This window comes from Plantibacter sp. MDV22-iso1, assembly GCF_058408345.1.
In genome coordinates this window covers 1,070,623-1,091,429 of sequence record NZ_JBZVDY010000001.1, presented here as the reverse complement: position 1 = coordinate 1,091,429, position 20,807 = coordinate 1,070,623, and the positions used below count along the sequence as shown (strand labels likewise).

The window sequence follows — 20,807 nt, the reverse complement described above, 5'->3', positions numbered from 1 at the left end:
GGCCACACACCGTCGCGCGACGTCATCAAGCGGTCCGATGGGCTCCGGCGGCGAGGCTCCACCACACAAGCACGGCGCTCACGAGCCAGAAGGCGACCATGAAGCACCAGTCGCGGGTGCGGAAGGGGGTGCGGGTCCGCTCCGTGCGCTGCGGATGAGCACCGAAGGCGCGGGAGTCCATGGCGAGCGCGACCCGCTCCGCGTGACGGATGGCACCGGCCAGCAGCGGCACGACGGTGCCGGCGGCGCGGCGGACGGCGGCGATCGGTCCGCGACCCTCGGCCATACCGCGGACTCGGTGGGCGGAACGGATAACCTCCAGCTCGTGCCCGAACCGCGGCACGAACCGGTAGGCAGCGAGCGCCGTGTACCCGATCCGGTAGGGCACGTGCAGCTGCTGGATCATCGCGCGGACGAACTCCGGGCCGGTCGAGGTGAGGCCGCCGATGCAGGCGAGGACGAGGAGGGCCGCGAGCCGCAGGGCCGTCGCGAGGCCGACGAGCAGCGCCCCGAGGAAGAACCGGTAGTCGCCGACCTGGAACAGCAGGACGGACTGGTCGACGCGGCTCGGGTCGGTCCACAGGCCGAAGCTGAACGACATGATCGCGACGATGAGCGGCAGCGCCACGAAGAGCAGGAGGGCGACCGTCCGCGTCAGGCTGGCTCCGACGAGGATGACGACGACCGCGAGGGCGATGAACAGCGCCGGCGTGACCGGGTCCCTCGTGAACGCCAACAGGATCATCACCGGGAGCGGAGCGCCGAGCTTCGCGAGCGGGTTCAACCGGTACAGGAATCGACCGGCCGGTGCCGTGCCCGAGGCGTACGGGTCGATCGTCGTGGCGCTCATCGGGCGGCCGCCCCGGGCAGGTCGTCGAGTCTCGACAGGTGCCGCCAGTCGGGGTGGTTCGCCAGCGAGCGCATCGCCTGGGCGAGCGGTGGTGGCCGGAGCCCCGCGCGGCGCAGGAGCTCGTCGTCGCCGAGGATCGCGGCGGTCGTGTCGTGGGCGAGCAGGCGGCCGTCGGCCATGACCGCGACGTGACTCGCGTGATCGGCGACGAGCTGGAGGTCGTGGGTCACGACGAGGACCGTGGTGCCCTGCGCGTTGAGGCCGGCGAGGAGGTCCAGGAGCTCGTTCGCCCGCGCCCGGTCCTGACCGAAGGTCGGTTCGTCGAGCGCGAGCACCGGAGCTCCGGCGATGAGGGCGCTCCCGACGGACAGTCGACGCTTCTGACCACCGGAGAGGAGGAACGGGTGCACGTCGCGTGCGGACTCCAGGCCGAACCGCCGCAGCAGGTCGTCGACGCGCCGTTCGATCCCGGTGTCGTCGACGCCCCGGATCCGCAGGCCGTGCGCGAGTTCGTCGTGGACGGTGTGGGCGATGAACTGGTGCTCGGGGTTCTGGAAAACGAAGCCGATGTGTGCCGCGATCGTCCGGACCTCGCTGCGCCCCGGGTCGATCCCGCCCACGTCGATGCGCCCGCGGGGAGGTCGGACCACGCCGGCGATCGCCTGGAGCAGCGTCGTCTTGCCGGCGCCGTTCGTCCCGATCACGGCCAGGAAGTCGCCCGCGGCGACCTCGAGGCTCACCTCGTGGAGGATCGGGGTGCGCCGGCGGCCCCGACCGCGTTCGACGCTGAGGCGGTCGACGCGGACCGCGACCGACCGCTCGGCGGTGATCGAGGCGACGGGTGCCGTCGGCGGCGCCGGCAGTGCGGTCGCATCGAGTGCGGCCGTCAGCTCGGCGGGTGTCAGGGGGAGGTCCGGCAACGTGACACCGGCCGACCGCAGACGCAGCGCGGCGAGCGTCGCGACGGGGAGCCAGACGCCCATGGCGAGGAGCTCGTCGAGGTGTCCGAGCAGGACCTCGCGGGTCGGACCGTCGAAGGCGAGCCGACCGTCACGATCGAGGACGACGACCCGGTCGACGAGGTCGATGGCGGCGTCGAGGTTGTGCTCGACGAGCAGGATCGCGTGCCGCTTCCCGGCGCCGCCCGGTCCGGAGACGAGTGAACGGAGGGCGGCGTAGACCTCCTCGATCCCGGCCGGATCGAGGTTCGCCGTCGGCTCGTCGAGGACGAGGAGGTCGCTGCCCATGGCCAGGGCGCAGGCGATCGCCAGTCGCTGTCGGCCTCCGCCGGAGAGGCGGTCGGGGTTCTCGGTCCGACGCTCCCAGAGCCCGACTTGCCGGAGCGCACGTTCGGCGCGGGACAGCACCTCCTCGACGGGGAGCAGGAGGTTCTCCGGGCCGAAGCACACCTCGTCGAGGACCGTTCCGGTGACGATCTGCGCATCGGGGTCCTGGAACACCATCGCCACGTGCTCGCTCAGCTGCGCGACCGTCGAGGTGGCCGTGTCGAGCCCGCCGGTGATCACAGCACCCTCGAACTCGGCCGGTACGGCGTGGGGGACGAGGCCGTTGAGGGCCAGGGCGAGCGTCGACTTCCCCGAGCCGCTCGGCCCGAGCAGGAGGACCACCTCACCGGGTGCGACCTGGAACGACACGTCGTCCGGGGTCCACTCCTCGCGCTCGTCGTGACGGATGCGCACCCGCCGGACGACGGTGGCGGGGTGCGTCGGCGGTGCGGGGTCCACTCAGGCCCGCGTGCCGGCCGAGCCGCGGTCGCGCTGCAGGGGTTTCGCGATGGACCGCCCCACACCGGCTCTCGCGAGGGCCGCTGCGACCGCCCGCCCGAGCGCGGTGAAGGCGATCGGGCTCAGGACGAAGAGCGCGATGTAGACCGTCTGGGCGAGGGGCGCGAAGTGCTCGATCCCGAGGACGACGAGCACGGAGCCGCCGAAGACGAGTCCCGCGATGCCCGCAGCCAGGTAGAAGACCCAGGCCTTCCAGACGCGGTAGCGCGACACGGCGAAGGGGATCTCCTGCAGGAGCCCGATCGCGAGGCCGGTGCCGAAGTAGCGGAAGAACCACTGCGGGCTGAACGCCGCCGAGACGAGGCCTGCGGTCAGCCCGGTCATGAGGGCCACGCCACCACGTCGGAGGAGCGCCTGCGCGACGACGCCCGGCAGGAAGTACACGCCGATGATGAGGCCGTAGAGCACGGGTGCGGTCGCGGAGATCGTGCCGCCGACGTACCCGGAGACGACGAAGACGAGGCCGCCCCCGACGCCGATGGCGGCGCAGGTCAGCAGCAGTCGCGTACTCAGACGTTGCATGAGCCCACCTTCACGAGCAGCCGATCTCCTGAGGACAGCCTATCCTTTATCGGCCCATGGAGACGCCGACGGAAACCGCTCGGAACGGGGCCCGAGCACCCGATCCGGGCGATCAGATCGAGCGTCGGCGCGGGGTCAGTCGGACGTTCGGCAAGGGCGGCGCCGGGATGCGTTCCGTGCCGTGGCCGGCGACCGACCCGAAGCGCGGCGACCCCGCCTCCCAGTCCTCCCGGGCGGACGCGATGTCCTCGTGAGTGCGACCGACGAAGTTCCACCACATGACCAGTTCCTCCGGGAACGGCGTCCCTCCGAGGAGCACGAAGCGGGCACCGGTCGCGCTCCGGAACTCGAGGCGATCGCACCCGGGCGCCAGGTAGAGCAACGGGCCCGAGTCGAGTTCGACGCCGCCGACCTCGAGCACCCCGTCGAGCACGAGGACGCCGTGCTCGAAGGCCGGATCCACCGGCACCTCGACGACGGTGTCGGCCTCGAGCGTCACGTCGGCACCGAGCAGGGGCGAGTGGACGGTCGCGGTCGACGTCGCCCCGCCGAGCGTGCCGACGAGGACGGTCGCCTCCAGTCCCGGAGCGCGGTGGACGGGCAGGTCCGTGTGCTGCTCGAACGCCGCCGGCACCGAGGCGGCTGCCTCCGGGAGCGCCACCCACAGCTGGAGGCCGTGCATGGCGGCCGCCTCCTCGCCCACCGAGAACTCGGAGTGCGACACGCCGCGGCCGCTCGTCATGAGGTTCAGCTCGCCCGGGCGGACGACCACGTCGCTACCCACGCTGTCGCGGTGGCGGATGTCGCCGACCAGTGGCCACGTCACGGTCTGCAGGCCGGTGTGCGGATGGGGCAGGACGCGCATCAGCGAGCGGTCCTCGTCGAAGCGGTCGAGGAAACACCAGGCGCCGATCATCGGCAGCTCGCGCTGCGGGAGGGTGCGGTGGACGCTCAGGCCGCGGACGCCGCCCAGGGGGACCTCGCGGGCCTCGAGGAGCCTCGTCCCGGATCCGTCAGGTGCGTGGCAGACGCTGGGGACCGGGTCGGCGTCGAGTCTCGTCATGAGCGCCTCCTTATCACGGACAACGCTACTCCCGCTCGGCCTGACTTCGGCCCGCACCGACGTGGTTGACTGGGCGCGGGGCCCGTCCGGCTCCGCCGCTGCCGAGATTGGGGATCCCATGGGCCTGTTCGACAAGCATGAGGACGCACCGGAGCCGCTCGCCCGCGGCCTCTGGCACGACCGCATCGGCACGCTCGCGACCCGGAGTGTCCAGACGCTCGCCATCGTCGCGGTCGCCGCGCTGATCGTCTTCGCGCTGACCCAGCTCTCGCTCGTGATGATCCCCGTCGTCATCGCACTCATCCTCGCCTCGGCGATCTACCCGCTCATGCGGTGGATGCGGTCGAAGGGGCTCCCGTCGATCCTCGCCACCTGGATCGCCCTCGTCTCGATCCTCGTCGTCCTCGGCGGCATCGGGTGGCTCATCGTCTGGGCCGTGCGCAGCCAGTGGGACGACCTCGTCGACTCCGCCTCGAAGGGCTTCGGTCAGCTGCAGGACTGGCTCGGCACCCTGCCGTTCGACATCGACGAGAAGCAGATCGAGGACGCCAAGCAGACCGCGGTCGACTTCCTCACCTCGAGTCAGTTCGGCAGCGGGGCGCTCGCCGGTGTCTCCGCGACGGCGAGCTTCCTCACCGGCCTGGTGCTCATGGTCGTCGTCCTGTTCTTCTTCCTCAAGGACGGGCCGCGGCTGTGGGAGTTCCTGCTCCGCCCCTTCACCGGAACCGCATACGACCGTGCCAAGCGCATCGGCGGTAAGACGGTGGACACCCTCGGCGGGTACGTGCGCGGCACGGCGACCATCGCGGCCGTCGACGCGATCGGTATCGGTATCGGCCTCGCGATCATCGGGGTCCCCCTCGCCCTCCCGCTCAGCGTCATCGTGTTCCTGACCGCCTTCATCCCGATCGTCGGTGCGACCGCCGCGGGCATCCTCGCGGCCCTCGTCGCGCTCGTCGCCAACGGTCCGGTCGCCGCCCTCATCGTCGTCGGCATCGTCGTGCTCGTGAACCAGCTCGAGGGCAACTTCCTCCAGCCCGTCGTCATGGCCCGCTCGCTCAAACTGCACGCCCTCGTCGTCCTCCTCGCCCTGACGGCCGGCACCATCCTCGGCGGCATCGTCGGCGCGGTCCTCGCCGTGCCGATCGCCGCGGTCGCGTGGGGCATCATCGGCGTCTGGAACGGTCCCGACCAGCCGGCCGAGCCCATGCGACAGAAGCGACCCGAGTCCGTCTGAGGGAGGTCGTCCGGGTCGTGGGTCCGCCCGCCGGATAGCATGTGATCGTGGACCCCCACGATCTCCTCGGCCTCGTCCTCGAGGTCTTCACCTGGATCGGCTTCGGCAGCGCCGTCGTCGTGCTGATCGTCATGCTCATCGCGCGGGCCGCGGACGGCAGCTGGGTGGAGACGCACGGGGTCATCGTGGACCTGCCGGACGACGCGGACGGCGGGCAGGGGCGCGAGGTCCGCTGGATGACCGAGTCGGCCGAGCTGTACTCACGACCCGTCACGGACGCGGAGATCGACGCCCTCCGCGACCCCGAGGAGCCGAACGTCTTCTACGCCCGCCGGGAACCGTCGCGCGCACGCTTCCGCCGGACGGCCGATCACACGAGAGCGCTCCGACTGCTCTTCGGCGTGACCTTCGGCATCGGCGTCGTCTGCTCCATCGCCTCGATCGTGCTGCTGTTCGTCGCCGACACCGGGGCCTGAGCACTCTCTCCGGTCCCTGAGTACCTGCTCCCCGGTCCCTGAGCCTGTCGAAGGGCGGCGCTCGGGTAGGCTGTGAGCACGAGCGTCGACACCTGGTCCGCTCGTTCTCCCGGAGGCAGCGCATGACGGAACGGTGGGCCCGTGTCGCCCGCGGCACCGCCGCAGCCGCGTTCGCCACCTTCGCCGCCGCCCTCTCGCACACGATCGGTGGGGCCGCCGCGCCGTCCGCGTTCGTGCTCCTGGTCGGTGGGACCTTCGCCGTCCTGGTCTGTGTCCTCCTCGCCGGCCGCCGCATCTCCGCACTCGGGGTCGTCGCCTCCGTGCTCGTGAGCCAGCTCGGCTACCACGCGCTCTTCACCCTCGTCCCGAGCACCGTCAGTGCCACGGTCGCCTCCGGCGGCGCGACCGGCCCCGCCGACTGGCACCGGCACGGGGTCGTCGAACTCGCGACCGGCGGCGTCACCACGGCACACTCCCACGGCGACACCACGATGTGGGCGGCGCACCTCGTCGCGGCCGTCGCGACCATCGCCGCCATCCTGTTCGCCGAACGCGCGACGCTCGCCGCGCTCGCCGCGCTGACCGTCCGGATCCTCGCCCGCCGTGCAGCACCGACCCACCTCGTCCCCGCGCCCCGTCGGGTGCGCTGGGTCCGGGTCAACCGTCGCCCCCGCAACCTCGGGGTGGTCCTGCTCCACCTGCGACACCGCGGTCCGCCGGCGCTCGCCGCCGCCTGACCGACGCATCACCCTCCGACCGGGACGGGTGCCGTGCGTGGCCGGGTCGGCCCAGCGCAGCAGCACCCTTCGGCGCGCCATCCGGCGCGACCATCCCCATTCCGCACGTTCGACGCCGTGCGGATCAGTCGACAGGACGATCATGAACGCAACCACCCCCCGCCCCACCTTCCGCAAGCCCGCCGTACTCGGTGCCGTCGCCATCGGCGCCGGAGCGCTCCTCGCGGTCGGCGCACCGCTGGCCGCCAGCGCCCACGTCAGCGTCACGCCGACCTCCACGGCCGCCGGCTCCTACACGGTGCTGAGCTTCGCCGTCGGTCACGGCTGCGACGGCTCGCCCACGACGAGTCTCTCCTTCGAGATCCCCGAGGAGATCAACGCCGTGACGCCGACGGTCAACCCGAACTGGACCATCGACAAGCAGATGGCTCCGCTCGCGAAGCCCATCACCGACAGCCACGGTGAGCAGCTCGCCGAGCGTGTCGGCACGGTCGTCTACACGGCCAAGACGCCGCTCGCCGACGGCTACCGCGACACCGTCTCCTTCCAGGTCCAGCTGCCGGCCGACGCCGAGGGCAAGACGCTCGTCTTCCCGGTGACGCAGACCTGCGAGGTCGGCCAGACCGACTGGACCGACGTCGCGAAGGACGGTCAGACCGAGGACGACCTCGAGTCGCCGGCGCCGGTCGTCGTCGTGACCGCTGCCGAGGCCGGCGACCACCACGGTGGCGCCGCCACGGACGACGACGGTGACGGCGACCACACCGAGGCCGCCGCCGCGACCGACGCCGGCAGCACCGACGTGCTGGGCCGCGTGCTCGGCATCGCCGGTCTCGTCGTCGGTGCCGCCGGCATCGTCATCGCTGCCTCCGCACGCCGCGCAGCGTCCGACGCGAAGCGCCAGGCCTGATGACGGTCTCCCGTCGTCGCCGTCTCGTCGGCACCGCTGCGACCGCGTTCCTCGCGGTCGCAGCGGTGCTCGCCGTGGCCCAGCCGGCCTCAGCGCACAACAGCATCATCTCGATGACGCCGGCCGAGGGGTCGACGATCACGGAGCAGCCGGAGCAGCTCGTCATCACGACGAACGACAACCTGCTCGACCTCGGGGAAGCCGGCCAGTCCAACCAGATCCAGGTGACCGGTCCCGGTGACGAGCGGCTGTATTACGGCACCGCCTGCGCAGCCGTGAACGGCCCGGCGCTCGTCATGCCGCTGCAGCTCGGGCAGGCCGGCGAGTACACCGTCGTCTGGCAGCTGGTCTCGACCGACGGCCACCCGCTGTCGGGCAGCTACACCTTCGAGTGGGCGCCGGCCGAGGGCCAGGAACTCGCGGCGGGGAACGCGAAGCCCGCGTGCGCGACGAGCGGTGCCTCCACGGTCGAGCCCTCGTCGGAGGCGGGCGGTGTCGAGCCGCAGTCGTCATCCGACGGCGGCTTGAGCGGCGATGTGTGGTGGATCGTCGGCGCGATCGGCGTCGTCCTGATCGCCGGCATCGGCGTGCTCCTCGTGACCCGGCGGAAGCCGGAGCCCGTCTCGGACGACCAGGGCACGGACACCTCCGCGCCCTGAGCCGTACCCCCCGGACTCTGAGCTTGTCGAAGGGTCCCGATCACAACGGAACAGCCCCGCCATCCTCGAGAGGATGACGGGGCTGTCGCTGTTACCGGTGTAGCGTGCGGGTGAACCCGCGGTCGGCTACTTTGCCGGCGGCATCAGCACCGAGTCGATGAGGTACACGGTCGCGTTGGCGGTCTTGACGCCACCGCAGATGACCTTGGCACCGTTGACGGTGATGTTGTCACCCGAGCCCTCGACCTTGACGGTTCCACCCTCGACGGTGGTCTGCTCACCGTCGATGTCGGACGGAGCGATCTGGCCGGGGATCACGTGGTACGTGAGGATCGAGGTCAGCGTCGCGGCACCCTCAGGCGTCTTGAGGCTGTCGATCGTGGCGGCGTCGATCTTCTTGAACGCGTCGTCGACCGGTGCGAAGACGGTGAACTCGGAGCCGTTCAGCGTGTCGACGAGGTTGACGTCGGGGTTCAGCTGGCCGGAGACCGCAGCGGTCAGCGTGGTGAGGAGCGGGTTGTTCGACGCGGCGACGGCGACGGGGTCGGCCGACATGCCGGCGACGGAGCCTGCACCGTCCGGGACAGCCTCGGCGTAGGCGGCGCAGCCCGAGCCGACGAGGTCCGCTGCGGGGTCGGAGGTCATGCTCGACTCGGAGGGAGCGGAGCTCGGCTCCATCGACGAACCGCTGTCGGAGCTGGAGCCGCTGGAACAGGCGGCGAGGCCGAAGGTCGCGACGGCGGCGAGTGCGAGCACTGCCATGTGGTTTCGCTTGATGGTACGCATGTGATTCTCCTTTGATGAGGTTTGGACCGGTTGTCGAGTGCCTCTCAGAACCGGCCCTCGATGACACTTCGGAGCCCCCTCGGGGGTGGTTTGGAAAAAGATCCGATCGCGACTCGGACGGGGTCGCGCATTAAGAGGAGCGAAATTCTTCGGATCCGTTCCTGTGGAGGGGCACCGGGGTGTCAGCCGCTGCGGCTACGATCGACGGATGAGCTGGAGCACCGAACCCGACTGGATCCCGGACGACGCGGACGCTCCCGACGACTTCGACGCCCCGCCGCCCGACGACGCGTATCTCGGCGGTGGCGTCGCGTGGGGGAGCGGTGCTGTCACCTCGGCTCCCGCCGCTCCACCTGCGGTGGCGGTGCGTGCGGCAGGCCAGAAGTTCGCCACGGCGCAGGAGGCACTCCACACGGTCTTCGGGTACGACGCGTTCCGCGGTGAGCAGCAGCAGATCATCGAGCAGGTCGCCGGCGGCGGCGACGCGGTCGTCCTCATGCCGACGGGTGGGGGCAAGAGCCTCTGCTACCAGATCCCCGCCCTGCTCCGGCCGGGCACCGGCATCGTCGTCTCCCCACTGATCGCCCTCATGCAGGACCAGGTCGACGCACTCCTCGCCGTCGGGGTCCGCGCCGCGTTCCTCAACTCGACCCAGGATCCCGCTGAGCGCTCCCGGGTCGAACAGGCCTACCTCGCGGGCGAACTCGACCTCCTCTACGTCGCGCCCGAGCGTTTGAGCTCCGAGGCGACCCGGCGCTTCCTCGGCCAGGGCACCATCGCCCTGCTCGCGATCGACGAGGCGCACTGTGTGTCGCAGTGGGGGCACGACTTCCGTCCCGACTACCTCATGCTCGGCGAGCTCGCCGAACGCTGGCCCGACGTCCCGCGCATCGCACTCACCGCGACCGCCACCGAGGCGACGCACCAGGAGATCACGCAGCGGCTCCACCTCGGCGAGGCGAAGCACTTCGTCTCGAGCTTCGACCGCCCGAACATCCAGTACCGGATCGTCGGCAAGAACGAGGTCCGCAAGCAGCTCGTCGCGTTCGTGAAGGAGCAGCCGGCCGGCACCGCGGGGATCGTCTACTGCTTGAGTCGGAAGACGGTGGAGCAGACGGCACAGCTGCTGCGCGACAACGGGGTGGACGCCGTGGCGTACCACGCCGGACTCGACGCCTCCGTGCGTGCCGCGGCGCAGTCCCGCTTCCTCCGCGAGGACGGCGTCGTGGTGGTCGCGACCATCGCCTTCGGCATGGGGATCGACAAGCCGGACGTCCGCTTCGTCGCCCACGTCGACCTCCCGAAGAGCGTCGAAGGCTACTACCAGGAGACCGGCCGCGCGGGGCGAGACGGCGAGCCGTCCATCGCCTGGCTCGCGTACGGTCTGCAGGACGTCGTCCAGCAGCGGCGCATGATCGCCGAGTCGCCGGGCGACCTCGCGCACCAGCGCAATCTCAGCGCCCACCTCGACGCGATGCTGGCCCTCTGCGAGACCGTCGACTGCCGCCGGGTCAACCTGCTGCGCTACTTCGGTCAGCCCTCCACGCCGTGCGGCAACTGCGACACCTGTCTCGAACCCCCGGTCACCTGGGACGGCACCGTGCCGGCGCAGAAGCTCCTCTCGACGATCGTGCGCCTGAAGCGCGAGCGCAACCAGTCCTTCGGTGCGGGGCAGATCATCGACATCCTCCGCGGCAAGCGCACCGACCGCGTCGCCCAGCAGCGGCACGACGAACTCGCGACCTTCGGCATCGGCGAGGACCTCAGCGACCAGGAGTGGCGCGGCGTCGTCCGTCAGCTGCTCGCACGCGACCTCCTGGCCACCGTCGGCGAGTACGGCACGCTCGGCCTCACCGAGGGGAGCGCCGAGGTGCTCGCGGGGAACCGGCCGGTGGCCATGCGTCGCGAGCCGGAACGCGCCGCCCGCTCCTCGTCGAGGTCGTCCTCCCGCTCGTCGAGCGCGAACGCCGAGCTCGAGCCGGCCGCGGCCGAGCTGTTCCAGGCCCTGCGTGCCTGGCGGGCCGGGGTCGCGAAGGAGCAGGGTGTCCCGGCCTACATCGTCTTCGGCGACGCGACCCTGCGTGAGGTCGCGACGGCGAAGCCCGACTCGCTCGGCGCGCTCGACGGCATCAGCGGCATCGGTGCGAAGAAGCTCGACGCCTACGGGCAAGCGCTCATCGAGGTCGTCGCCGCCAACGCCTGACGCCGCTCCTGAGAGCCAGCTGCGACAGCTGTGGGGGAGGACCAAGTCGATCGACGACGATCGGGCGGGCCCTTGTCCACATCCCACAGGCGCTTTCGCCCATCGTTATGACAGACCTACCATTGTGGGAGGTTTTCATGGGTGAAAGGCAGGGCACAGCGATGGTCGACACAGCGATCCGGACGAGCGTCAGCGGGAGCACGGCAGCGACGGTCGAGGTGGCGCCGTCCGACGCGCGGATCGACGTCCCGGCGCTGGCGCACCAGCTGCTCGGCACCTGGCCTGAGGCCCGTCTCGCGTCCCGGGCGCTCGCCGCCAAGCCGGAGATGCAGCGCATCGAGGGCCAGTCGATGGACGACCACCGCGACCGCGTCTTCCACCAGCTCAAGCTCCTCGTCGAGAACGGTCAGGTGCACAAGGCGTTCCCGAAGCGCCTCGGCGGCGCCGACGACCACGGCGGCAACATCGCCGGCTTCGAGGAGCTCGTCCTCGCCGACCCGTCCCTCCAGATCAAGTCCGGTGTGCAGTGGGGGCTCTTCGGTGCGGCGATCCTGCACCTGGGCACCGAGCCGCACCACGACGCGTTCCTGCCCGGCGCGATGAACCTCGACGTCCCCGGCGCTTTCGCGATGACGGAGTCCGGTCACGGCTCCGACGTCGCCTCGATCGCGACGACCGCGACGTACGACCCGGAGACCCAGGAGTTCGTCATCGACACCCCGTTCCGCGCGGCGTGGAAGGACTACCTCGGCAACGCGGCGGTCCACGGGAAGGCGGCAACGCTGTTCGCGCAGCTCATCACGAAGGGCGTGAACCACGGTGTGCACTGCTTCTACGTGCCGATCCGCGACGACGAGGGCGCGTTCCTCCCCGGGATCGGCGGCGAGGACGACGGCCTGAAGGGCGGGCTCAACGGCATCGACAACGGCCGGCTCCACTTCACCGGCGTGCGCGTGCCGCGCACCAACCTCCTCAACCGCTACGGCGACGTCGCCGAGGACGGCACCTACTCCTCGCCGATCAAGAGCCCCGGGCGTCGTTTCTTCACCATGCTCGGAACGCTCGTCCAGGGCCGGGTGTCCCTCGACGGGGCCGCGACGTCGGCCTCCGCGCTCGCCCTCCAGATCGCGATCACCTACGGCAGTGAGCGTCGGCAGTTCAACGCGGGCAGCGACACCCAGGAGGAGGTCATCCTCGACTACCAGCGCCACCAGCGCCGGCTCCTGCCGCGCCTTGCGACGACGTACGCGCAGATCTTCGCCCACGACCGACTGCTCGTGAAGTTCGACGAGGTGTTCAGCGGCAAGGCCGACTCGGACGACGACCGTCAAGACCTCGAGACGCTCGCGGCGGCCCTCAAGCCGCTGTCGACCTGGCACGCGCTCGACACGCTCCAGGAGGCGCGCGAGGCGTGCGGTGGCAACGGCTTCCTCGCGGAGAACCGCCTCACCGGCCTGCGCGCCGACCTCGACGTCTACGCGACGTTCGAGGGCGACAACAACGTGCTGCTGCAGCTCGTGGCCAAGCGACTCCTCACCGACTACAGCCGGAAGTTCGCGAAGGTCGACGCCGGTGCGCTCGCCCGCTACGTCGTCGAGCAGGCGACCGACCGCGCCGTCCACAGCAGCGGACTCCGGAGCCTCGCGCAGACCGTGAAGGACTTCGGGTCCACCGCACGCTCGGTGAGCCAGCTGCGCGACACGAACGTCCAGCGGGAGCTGCTGACCGAGCGCGTCGAGTCGATGATCGCCGAGGTCGCGACCAAGCTGCGCGGCGCGAACAAGCTCTCGAAGCAGGCCGCGTCCGACTTGTTCAACGCACACCAGAACGAGCTCATCGAGGCGGCGCGCGCCCACGGCGAGCTCCTGCAGTGGGAGGCGTTCACGGAGGGTGTCGAGCAGATCGAGGACGCGGGCACCAAGCAGGTCATGACGTGGGTACACGACCTCTTCGGGCTGTCGCTCATCGAGAAGCACCTCGCCTGGTACCTCATCCACGGTCGCCTGTCGCCGCAGCGCGGTCAGGCCGTCAGCGCCTACGTCGACCGCCTCATCTCCCGGCTGCGTCCGCACGCCCTCGATCTGGTCGAGGCGTTCGGCTTCGCGCCCGAGCACGTGCGGGCACCCATCGCGACGGGCCAGGAGGCGCAGCGTCAGCAGGAGGCCGCCGACTACTTCGCCGCCCTCCGCGCCTCGGGCGACGCACCCGTCGACGAGAAGACGCTCACGAAGAAGTCCCGCTGAACCCAGCCGGTTGACGGGAGGCGAATCGTCGCCCGCGCAAGGGGCGGGCGACGATATGCCTCACCTCGCGCTGCGCGGTAGGGTGCCGACATGACGTTCAACGACAACGCCGACATCAGCGGGAACAAGGTCAAGCGACGAGGCCGCACGACCGGCATCGCCGTCGGTGGTGGCGCGGTCGGCGTCATCGTGATCGCCCTCATCTCCCAGTTCCTCGGGGTCGACGTGTCGGGCATCCTCGGTGGCGCGGGTGTCGGCGGGGGCCAGCAGGAGGAGACCCAGCTCTCAGACGAGTGCCAGACGGGCGCCGACGCGAACGCGAGCGTCGACTGCCGCATGGGTGGTGCTTACTCGTCGCTCGACGCCTATTGGGCCGAGGAGCTGCCCGCGCTCGGTGCCGACTACACCTCGCCGGCCGACTTCATCATCTTCGACCAGCAGACGAACACGGGTTGCGGGGCCGCCACGAGCGCCACCGGCCCGTTCTACTGCCCTCCGGATCAGACCATCTACATCGACACCAGCTTCTACGCCGAACTGCGCGACCGCTTCGGCGCGTCGGGCGGACCGCTCGCCGAGATGTACGTCGTCGCCCACGAGTGGGGGCACCACATCCAGGCGCTCACCGGCATCATGGACCGCGCCGATCGCAGCGGTACCGGCCCCGCCTCCGACTCCGTACGGATCGAGGTCCAGGCCGACTGCTTCGCCGGTGCCTGGGTCGCCGCGGCGTCGGACACCGAGGACGCGAAGGGGGTCGCCTTCCTGAAGCCCGTGACCCAGCAGGAGATTGACGACGCACTGAGCGCCGCGGCGGCCGTCGGTGACGACCGCATCCAGGAAGCCGCGACCGGCCAGGTGAACCCCGAGGCCTGGACCCACGGCTCGGCCGAGCAGCGCCAGCGCTGGTTCATGACCGGCTACCGGTCCGGTCCGTCCGCGTGCGACACCTTCTCGGTGTCGGCCGACCAGCTCTAGCCCGCGAGGGGTCCCGAATGGTCGGTTCAGCGCGTGCCGAGGGGACCATTCGGGACCCCTCGCGAGCTGTGGGGCGATGGGTGCGGCATGCTAGGTGAGACACATGTCGTGAACGCAGGAGGAAGTGGACCGCATGGCTGAGCTGTATCCCGAGATCGAGCCGTACGAGACCGGCATGCTCGACGTCGGCGACGGGCAGTCGCTGTACTGGGAGACCTCCGGCAACCCCGACGGCAAGCCCGTCGTGTTCCTCCACGGTGGCCCTGGCGGCGCGACGAGTCCCGTCCACCGTCGGCTCTTCGACCCGAAGCGCTACCGCATCGTCCTCGTCGACCAGCGCGGCTGCGGCAGGAGCACGCCGCACGCGAGCGACCCGGCGGCCGACCTGTCGACGAACACGACCTGGCACCTCGTCGCCGACCTCGAGGTCCTCCGCAAGGCGCTGAAGATCAAGCGCTGGATGGTGTTCGGCGGGTCCTGGGGGTCGACGCTCGCGCTCGCCTACGCCCAGAAGCACACGAAGCGCGTCACCGAGCTCGTGCTCCGCGGCATCTTCACCCTGCGCGACGCCGAGCTCGACTGGTTCTACGAGGGTGGTGCCTCCGCGGTCTTCCCCGACCTGTGGGAGGGCTACCTCGAGCCGATCCCGGTCGGCGAGCGCCGCCACCTCATCGAGGCCTACCACCGGCGGCTGTTCGACGAGGACCCGGCCGTCCACGGGCCGGCGGCCGTCGCCTGGTCGCGGTGGGAGTCGTCGACGATCACGCTGCTCCCGCAGGCGGAGACCGTCGCGCGCTTCACCGACCCGCACTTCGCGGTGGCGTTCGCGCGCATCGAGAACCACTTCTTCACGAACAAAGGCTGGTTCGAACCCGAGCAGCTCATCCGGGACGCCGGCAAGCTCGCCGGAGTCCCCGGTGTGATCGTCCAGGGCCGCTACGACATGTGCACGCCGGTCTTCACCGCGTGGGACCTGCACCGGGCGTGGCCGGAGGCGGACTTCACGATCGTCCCCGACGCGGGGCACGCCTTCGACGAGCCGGGCATCCTGTCGGCGCTCATCGACGCGACGGACCGGTTCGCGAAGGACTGAGGGGCTGTTCCGGTCGCTGATGACGCCCTTCGACAGGCTCAGGGACCGGGGGCGGCTCAGGGGCCGGGGGGCTCAGGGACCGGGGGGCGGCTCGGGGGCCGGGGGTGATCACTCCGTGAAGCGGGCCCGGCGGACGGCCTTGCCCTCGCGCAGCGCTTCGCCGAGCGAGCGGCCGACGAGGCCCTCGCGGGCGAACCCGCTCAGCAGCTCGGCTGCGAGCGCACCGCGGTCGACCTCGGGTTCCGGGCCGTCGTCGACGCCGTCGGCCGGGCCGGCGAATCCGTCGTGGGCGAGCAGGATCGAGCCCTGGTGGCAGTGCCGGACGGCGTGGGCGACGCGCTCGTGCTCGCCGACGTCCTTGACGTCCCAGGCGGTCGCGGTCCACAGCACGGTCTGCAGGCCGGCTCGTTTGACGGCCTGCCACGTCTCGATGCTCTGCGCGCCGTAGGGCGGCCGGAACCACTCGATCGGCTGGCCGCTCAGCTGCTCGAGCTCCTGTTTGGCGGCGAGGGTGCGCCGGTAGGCGACCTCTTCGGAGAAGTCGGTGAGGCGAACGTGGTCGTCGCCGTGCAGCGCGAGTTCATGCCCACCGGCGACGATGCGTTCGAGGAGCTCCGGGTACTTCCGCGCGCGGCCGACGAGGACGAAGAACGTCGCGGTCGCTCCGGCCTCGGCGAGGGCGTCGAGGACCCCCGGCGTCCCGTCGGGACTCGGGCCGTCGCCGTACGTGATGACGACCGTGCGCTCGTCGGTCGCGACGCCGACGATCGACCCGTGGACGGGCAGCGAGCCGGTGAGCCGGGCGAGCAACGCCTGCCGAGCCTTCGTCATGTGTCCACCGCCCTGTGAGTCGATCCGTCCAACAGTACCTCGCTGTCGCGGCGAACGGGAGCGTGGCCGCGGCGGCGGAACGGGCGCGGGGAGGGCGGGTGTCAGGCCTGGACGAGCGTCGTGTCGAGCTCGCGCTGCTCCTCGAGCTGGGCGAGGGCACGGCGGAGCGCCGTACTCGAGGTGCTCATCGTGTACGGGAAGTAGACGACCTCGACGCCGACCTTGGCGAACTCCGCTTCGAGCCGGAGGCCCTCGGCGGTCCCGCGCCAGTCGTCGCCCTTGAAGAAGATGTCGAACCGGAGCGCGTCCCAGGCCTGGAGCTTGTCGTCCCAGGTCTCCTCGACGGCCTCGTCGACGAAGCCGATGTGGCGGACGATCTCGAGACGCTCCGTCAGCGGGACGACGGGCTCGATGCGCTTGCGGGTGCGGAGCAGCTCATCCGAGACGACTCCGGCGATGAGGTAGTCGCACGCGCTCTTGGCGTGGCGAAGGATGTTCAGGTGACCGACGTGGAAGAGGTCGAAGGCCCCTGCGGCGTAGCCGACGCGTCCGACGGTGCTTCGATCGGTCATGCTGTCGCCCCCTGGCGGATTCGTGGTGGTGTGCGCACGACGTCGGCTGATCGACGACGGTGCTCGGCGCGTCCATCGGGCCAGTTGCGAGCCTATGAGGGGCATCAGCGCTTGCCGAGTCCACTTTCGAGTGGCACCCGGACAGGGCTCAGGACGAGAAGACGGCGCTCTTGACCGGTCGACCGTGCACGAGCGCATCGGCGAGCGACCGGCCGACCCAGCCTCGCGCCCGGAACTCGGCGAGCAGGGTCGCGGTGAGCGCCCCGCGGTCGACCTCGGGCTCGGCTCCGTCGTCGACACCGTCGGCCGGTCCGGCGAAGGCGTCGTGCGCCAGCAGGATCGTCCCCGGGCGGCAGCCGGCCAGGGCGTGGGCGACGCGCTCCTCGGCGGCGACGGCGCGCGCATCCCAGGTGGTCGCCGACCAGAGGACGGACTCGAGGTCGGCCCGGCGGATGGCACGCCAGGTCGCGAGATGCTGAGCCCCGTACGGTGGCCGGAACCATCGGACGGGCGTGCCGGCGAGGTCCTCGAGCTCGTGCTTCGCGTCGACGGTGCGCCGGGTGACCTGCTCAGCTGTGAACGCCGTGAGACGCCGGTGGTCGACACCGTGCAGGGCGATCTCGTGCCCCTCCGCGGTGATCCGCGGGATGAGCTCCGGGTGACGGCGAGCGCTGCTCAGCAGGACGAAGAACGTGGCGGTCGCCCCGGCGTCGGCGAGGGATCGGAGGACGCCGTCCGTACCGACCGGGTGCGGCCCGTCGTCGTAGGTCAACACGACGGTCGGGGTCGAGGTCTCGACCTCGATGATCGAGCCCAGGGCCGGTAGCGACCGCTTCACGCGATCCTTGAGCCGTGATCCGAGACCGCTCATGATCCCTCGTCCCGCGCGTACTCGCGGAAGACCACGCCGAAGGCGCCGACGAACATGCCGCCACCCTTCCGGATGGCTCGCGCGCCGCGCGCCCGGTGATGGAGCGAGCCGGTGAGCGTCCCGAACACGGAACGTGCGACACCGACCGCGGCCCGAGCGGCACCACCCACCGCCGCGACCACACGGATCCGCGCTCGGTCACGGCGCCCCGACGCGAAGTACCGCTCCACCGTGATCCTGGTGTTGCCATGGCTCCACGCGCGCTGCAACGCCCAGCGCTTCGTCGCTCGGTCCCGTTCGACGAAGTCATGGGTGACGGACTCGTTGCACCAGACGATCCGCCCGCCCCGCCGGACGAGGTGCTTGCTGAAGAGCGTGTCCTCGCCACCGCCGAGCTCGAGTTTCGACTCGAACCGCACGCCGAGTGCGCGGACCTGGTCGAGGTCCAGGAGCAGGTTCCCGGCGGCGGCCTCGCCGATGACGGTGCCCGTCGGGCGCTGCACGCGGTCGAAGAACCCGCCCGCGACGACCCACGGGTCGGTGCCCTCCGGCAGGTGCGACTGCACGCGACCCATGACCGCCGCAGCGCCCGTCGCCCGCCACGTCTCGACGATGGGCAGCAGCCAGTGCTCGCCCGGTTCCTCGTCGTCGTCGATGAAGACGAGGAGCTCGGCCGGGTCCGCCTCGGAGAGCGCCCGGTTCCTCGCCGCCGCGATGCCCGGTGTCGATTCCACCACGTAGCGGACGCCCGCCGTCGACCCGGCGACCTCCCTGGCGCTCGCCGCGGGGTCGTTGTCGATCACGAGCACCTCGGTGCTCACGACCGCCGCGTCGGCATCGCGGAGCCACCGGGTCTGCTCCAGCACCTTCGGCAGGCTCGCGGCAAGGGCTGTCGGGCGTCGGAAGGTGAGGATGCCGACGACGAGGCGGACCTCGGCAGTACGGGCGTCGGGCCTGCCTGCGGACGACCCGGTCATCGCGCGGCCCCGGCCGTGGGCGCCGGAGCTCCGCGTCTGGCGGCGATGGCCCGTCGGTAGGCCTCGACGTGTCGTGCGGCTCCGAGATCCCAATCACGGTCGACGAACGTCACCGGACCGCGCGCTGTGGCGCGGACGTGTTCCATCGCGGAGAGCAGTGCCTCGGCATCGAGCTCGCCGGAGAACCGATGGACCCAACCGGGCCCGACCTCGGCTTCGAGGAGTCGGTTCACGGCGTTGTCCGGCACGAGCACCGGGCGGTCCAGCGACAGGGCGGCCAGCGTGCTGCCGGAGTTGTGCATGAACCGGTACGGGAGGACCACGAGCTCCGACGAGGTCGCGATGTCCACGAGTTCGTCGTCACCGAGGAAGTGGAGGTCGAGCAGGACGTCGTCCTCCCGGCCGGCCAGCGAGGTGAGGGTGTCGGCGAGTTCCGCCGTCGACGGCTTGCCGCCGACGCGGAGCGAGAGTCCGCGGGTCGTCGACACCGCGGAACGGAACGCCTCGATGAGGGTTTCGACACCCTTGTAGCGGCGGATCAGCCCGAAGTACCCGAACCGGCCGTCCTGCTGTGCAGCGCGCGGGTGACGGGCGAACCACTCACGGTAGTGGCCGTGCGGGATCAGGATGGACGGTTGGTCCTCGGGCAGGGTCGTCGTCTCGTTGAGCGTGATCCGGAAGTCCGTGCGTCGGTCGATGAGGCGGAGCAGCGTGATCTCGACCCGCGAGATGTCCTGCGGGAGTTCGACGTTGTGCACCGTCCTGACGATCGGGGTCCGGGTGACCGCGAGCCGGACGATGAGCAGCACGGTGAGGCACTGGCGGAGGAACTGCTTCAGCGGGGTGTGCCCCGACACGAGGATCTCGGGCCAGTGGATGTGGAACGCGTCGTACCGCCCGAGGAGCGCGCCCTTCCAGGTGAAGTTCTGCACCGAGACCCCGGGGACCGCGCGGAGATGGTCGGCGAGCATCACCAGATACGGGTTCGTCGTCGGGCGTGGCACGGGGTACTGCTGCAGGACGGTCAGGTGTCCGCTCATGAACCCTCCAGGGGTCGGTGCTCGGGTGCATCGGTCGCGCTCGGCGTTCGTCGGTGCCTTTCGGTAGCCGAGGGTTCGCTGCGAGATCGGGGAGGCGTCGGGTGGTGTGAGCCATTGTGACATGAGCGGCGGCCGGGGTCGCGAGCCGGACGAGGCCGCGCACGGAGCCGAGGCAGTACACTCGGGGCATCGAGCGCCGGGTGGCCGTCGTCGAGGAGAGGTACGGGCGTGAGCGAGCCGGCAGCAGAGCAGCAGACCCCCACGTCGAGCACGCCCGACCCGCGGCGCCGACGCCGGATGGTCGTCATCTCGGTGCTCGCGGCGGTCGTCGTCGCGGTGGTGGCCGTGGTCGTGGTGTTCGCGGTGAACGCCAACCGCGTCGGCACCGGCGACGTCGTGAACCCGCCCGCCATCACGGGCACGCCCACGCCGAGCCCCATCATCACCGACCCGGCCGAAGCCCTCCCCGAACGTGACCCGGTCGCCGGTGACGCACCCGTGGAGATCGTGCCCGGCGTGACCGTCTCCTTGGGCGACTTCGAGGCGGTCGACGGCGAAGCGAAGGCCCCGGGCGAGACAGCCGGACCCGCGGTCCGGTTCACGGCGACGATCGAGAACGCCACCGACGCCAGCATCGATCTCAGCTCGGTGGTCGTCACAGCGTTCTCCGGAGCCGACCGGGTGCCGGCGGAGCCACTCACCGAACCCGGCGCCGCGCCCTTCGACCCGGAGGTGGCGGCGGGGGACGCCGCGACGGCCACGTTCGTCTTCACGGTGCCCGTCGAGCAGCGGGACGACGTCACGATCCTGGTCGATTACCAGGCAGGCGTCCCCGCGGCCGTGTTCCAGGTCACCGCTCCCCGCTGACCCGATCCGGATCCGCGCTGACCCCCGCAGGATCCCCGTGAAATCGGACCTGTTTTGGGGGTGACGCCCCTGATGCCCCCCGCGTTA

At 70.9% G+C, this 20,807-nt stretch carries 20 protein-coding genes; 10 read left to right on the top strand and 10 right to left on the bottom strand.

Annotated features, from left to right (window positions below; all coding sequences use genetic code 11):
* Positions 1-25 precede the first annotated feature (25 nt).
* From AC4PMY_RS05215 to AC4PMY_RS05200, 4 genes are all read right to left on the bottom strand, one after another.
* Positions 26-850: an energy-coupling factor transporter transmembrane component T gene (locus tag AC4PMY_RS05215; RefSeq protein ID WP_064294238.1), complete on the bottom strand. Its 825-nt coding sequence runs from the start codon at positions 848-850 to the stop codon at positions 26-28.
* Positions 847-2,595: an ABC transporter ATP-binding protein gene (locus tag AC4PMY_RS05210; protein ID WP_491622145.1), complete on the bottom strand. Its 1,749-nt coding sequence runs from the start codon at positions 2,593-2,595 to the stop codon at positions 847-849. Before AC4PMY_RS05210 ends, AC4PMY_RS05215 begins: the two co-directional genes overlap by 4 nt.
* A complete protein-coding gene (locus tag AC4PMY_RS05205; protein ID WP_064294240.1) occupies positions 2,596-3,177 on the bottom strand; it encodes an ECF transporter S component in 582 nt (193 codons plus the stop codon). It abuts the gene before it with no gap.
* A 112-nt stretch (positions 3,178-3,289) separates the two neighbouring features.
* Positions 3,290-4,240, bottom strand: coding sequence for a pirin family protein (locus AC4PMY_RS05200; RefSeq protein WP_064294241.1), 951 nt, complete (start codon positions 4,238-4,240; stop codon positions 3,290-3,292).
* 118 nt (positions 4,241-4,358) lie between these two features.
* Between AC4PMY_RS05200 and AC4PMY_RS05195 the strand changes: the two genes are divergently transcribed.
* From AC4PMY_RS05195 to AC4PMY_RS05175, 5 genes are all read left to right on the top strand, one after another.
* The gene (locus AC4PMY_RS05195; protein WP_071259781.1) at positions 4,359-5,477 is read left to right on the top strand and encodes an AI-2E family transporter; all 1,119 of its coding nucleotides are present in this window, start codon (positions 4,359-4,361) and stop codon (positions 5,475-5,477) included.
* Between the two features lie 47 nt (positions 5,478-5,524).
* Entirely contained in the window at positions 5,525-5,953 is a 429-nt protein-coding gene (locus tag AC4PMY_RS05190) for a DUF3592 domain-containing protein (protein ID WP_139205341.1), read from the top strand.
* A 122-nt stretch (positions 5,954-6,075) separates the two neighbouring features.
* Positions 6,076-6,690, top strand: coding sequence for a hypothetical protein (locus tag AC4PMY_RS05185; protein WP_491622144.1), 615 nt, complete (start codon positions 6,076-6,078; stop codon positions 6,688-6,690).
* A gap of 142 nt (positions 6,691-6,832) precedes the next feature.
* On the top strand, positions 6,833-7,600 hold the full coding sequence (locus AC4PMY_RS05180; RefSeq protein WP_064294245.1) for a YcnI family copper-binding membrane protein: 768 nt from the start codon (positions 6,833-6,835) through the stop codon (positions 7,598-7,600).
* Positions 7,600-8,259, top strand: a complete 660-nt coding sequence (locus AC4PMY_RS05175; RefSeq protein WP_491622143.1) for a copper resistance CopC family protein — start codon at positions 7,600-7,602, stop codon at positions 8,257-8,259. The genes AC4PMY_RS05180 and AC4PMY_RS05175 overlap by 1 nt, the downstream gene beginning before the upstream one ends.
* A gap of 126 nt (positions 8,260-8,385) precedes the next feature.
* Here the strand turns inward: AC4PMY_RS05175 and AC4PMY_RS05170 are convergent, their stop codons facing one another.
* Complete coding sequence (locus AC4PMY_RS05170) at positions 8,386-9,045, bottom strand: fasciclin domain-containing protein (protein WP_064294247.1); 660 nt, start codon at positions 9,043-9,045, stop codon at positions 8,386-8,388.
* A 208-nt stretch (positions 9,046-9,253) separates the two neighbouring features.
* Between AC4PMY_RS05170 and recQ the strand changes: the two genes are divergently transcribed.
* The 4 genes from recQ (at position 9,254) to pip (ending at position 15,562) form a co-directional block, all read left to right on the top strand.
* Positions 9,254-11,248 (top strand): DNA helicase RecQ, encoded by a 1,995-nt coding sequence (gene recQ, locus AC4PMY_RS05165; protein ID WP_491622142.1) that lies wholly within the window; start codon positions 9,254-9,256, stop codon positions 11,246-11,248.
* Positions 11,249-11,409: 161 nt separating this feature from the next.
* The gene (locus AC4PMY_RS05160; protein WP_064294249.1) at positions 11,410-13,491 is read left to right on the top strand and encodes an acyl-CoA dehydrogenase family protein; all 2,082 of its coding nucleotides are present in this window, start codon (positions 11,410-11,412) and stop codon (positions 13,489-13,491) included.
* Between the two features lie 90 nt (positions 13,492-13,581).
* Entirely contained in the window at positions 13,582-14,469 is an 888-nt protein-coding gene (gene ypfJ, locus AC4PMY_RS05155; RefSeq protein ID WP_491622141.1) for a KPN_02809 family neutral zinc metallopeptidase, read from the top strand.
* Positions 14,470-14,602: 133 nt separating this feature from the next.
* Positions 14,603-15,562 (top strand): prolyl aminopeptidase, encoded by a 960-nt coding sequence (gene pip, locus AC4PMY_RS05150; protein ID WP_064294251.1) that lies wholly within the window; start codon positions 14,603-14,605, stop codon positions 15,560-15,562.
* Positions 15,563-15,670: 108 nt separating this feature from the next.
* Here the strand turns inward: pip and AC4PMY_RS05145 are convergent, their stop codons facing one another.
* The 5 genes from AC4PMY_RS05145 to AC4PMY_RS05125 form a co-directional block, all read right to left on the bottom strand.
* Positions 15,671-16,393: a polysaccharide deacetylase family protein gene (locus AC4PMY_RS05145; RefSeq protein ID WP_071259758.1), complete on the bottom strand. Its 723-nt coding sequence runs from the start codon at positions 16,391-16,393 to the stop codon at positions 15,671-15,673.
* 101 nt (positions 16,394-16,494) lie between these two features.
* Complete coding sequence (locus AC4PMY_RS05140; protein ID WP_064294253.1) at positions 16,495-16,965, bottom strand: FAD synthase family protein; 471 nt, start codon at positions 16,963-16,965, stop codon at positions 16,495-16,497.
* Positions 16,966-17,113: 148 nt separating this feature from the next.
* Positions 17,114-17,836, bottom strand: a complete 723-nt coding sequence (locus AC4PMY_RS05135; RefSeq protein WP_491622140.1) for a polysaccharide deacetylase family protein — start codon at positions 17,834-17,836, stop codon at positions 17,114-17,116.
* On the bottom strand, positions 17,833-18,813 hold the full coding sequence (locus AC4PMY_RS05130; RefSeq protein ID WP_491622139.1) for a glycosyltransferase family 2 protein: 981 nt from the start codon (positions 18,811-18,813) through the stop codon (positions 17,833-17,835). Before AC4PMY_RS05130 ends, AC4PMY_RS05135 begins: the two co-directional genes overlap by 4 nt.
* Positions 18,810-19,853, bottom strand: coding sequence for a glycosyltransferase (locus AC4PMY_RS05125; RefSeq protein WP_491622138.1), 1,044 nt, complete (start codon positions 19,851-19,853; stop codon positions 18,810-18,812). Before AC4PMY_RS05125 ends, AC4PMY_RS05130 begins: the two co-directional genes overlap by 4 nt.
* Before the next feature lie 228 nt (positions 19,854-20,081).
* Here AC4PMY_RS05125 and AC4PMY_RS05120 point away from each other — a divergent pair, with 228 nt between their 5' ends.
* Entirely contained in the window at positions 20,082-20,720 is a 639-nt protein-coding gene (locus AC4PMY_RS05120; RefSeq protein ID WP_491622137.1) for a hypothetical protein, read from the top strand.
* Positions 20,721-20,807: the final 87 nt, after the last annotated feature.